At 48.7% G+C, this 1,217-nt stretch carries 1 protein-coding gene; it reads left to right on the plus strand.

The window, feature by feature from the left end; genetic code table 11:
• Positions 1-26: 26 nt before the first annotated feature.
• Positions 27-1,217, plus strand: a 1,191-nt coding sequence (locus A3750_RS14810; protein WP_255374883.1) for a DUF1631 family protein, incomplete at its 3' end; no start/stop codon positions are given.

Consider the following 1,217-nt stretch of genomic DNA (forward strand, 5'->3'; position numbering starts at 1 on the left):
TTTGGCCATCAGCATCTAGAAGCGAAATTTTAAGCGCGCTAGACACAATAGCATCCCAATTAAGCCAGCTAGAAGCAGCCAATCAAATGAAGCCCCTGGCTTCTTCAGAGCTCTTGAAAAACATTTCTAGCACCTTAGAACACTCAAAATCGAAGTCTGTATCTGAAGAAGATCTTGATATCATCAACCTCGTGGCGATGTTGTTCGAATTCATTTTGGATGATAGAAACCTTGCCCCTGAAATGCAGGCGCTGATTGGACGTCTTCAAATCCCTGTTCTGAAAGCGGTTTTGCAGGATCCAAACTTTTTTTACGACCATCAGCACCCTACCCGAACCTTCCTCGATCGCCTCGCTAAAGCAGCGATCGGTTGGACGCCCTCTGGAGAATCAACAAAACAGCCGCTATATGCAGCGATTAAAAAAATCGTATTGACGGTCAGTAGCTCTGACGAGCAAAACAGCGCGCTATTCGCGAAAGCCGATGATGAATTACGCTTTTTGTGCGACCGCGAAGAGAAGAAGCGACACCTTCTTGAGCAGCGCACAAAACTGACCGAAGAAGGCCGAATAAAAAGCAGAGTCGCTCAAGAGTTCATAGACTCTACCTTGAGCGATATAACATCTACCAAGGCGATTCCCCCAAGCATACTGGAGCTACTTAATGGCCCTTGGCGACGGGTCATGTTCCTCGCGTTTCTCCGAGATGCAAGCGAGCACAACTGGGAAAACACTCGCCGTATCGCGGAAGAGCTTATCTGGTGCGCAGAGAATCACCATAGCGATGCTGATCGCCAAAAATGGGTTTCCATCGTCCCCAAACTCCTAAAGCAGATAGGAGCAGGCTTAGAAACAATTTCCTATGATCAAAGCAAGTCGAACACCTTGCTTGAACAAATCAGGAAAGCTCTAGCAACACTGTTCCGAGAAAGTTCCCTGAGCAACCAAACACCAAAATCCGCGAGCTTTAAGCGAACCAAGACCGCTCCAAAAGGCGCTGTTCGCGAAGCTCCGACAAGAAGCAACTCATCTTCAACAGTGGCCGATCTCCAGATATCTAGCCTTGTCCCGGGGTCATGGGTAGAGCTTGAAGGCTCCTGGGAAGGAAAAAAGCGGTATAAGCTAGTCAGCCAAATTTCTGAGGCAGACACCTATGTATTCGTCGACCGTCTAGGCCTCCACGCGTTAGAGCTCCCCCGTAACGAGCTTGTTCGCGCG

The organism is Oleiphilus sp. HI0079 (assembly GCF_001635105.1).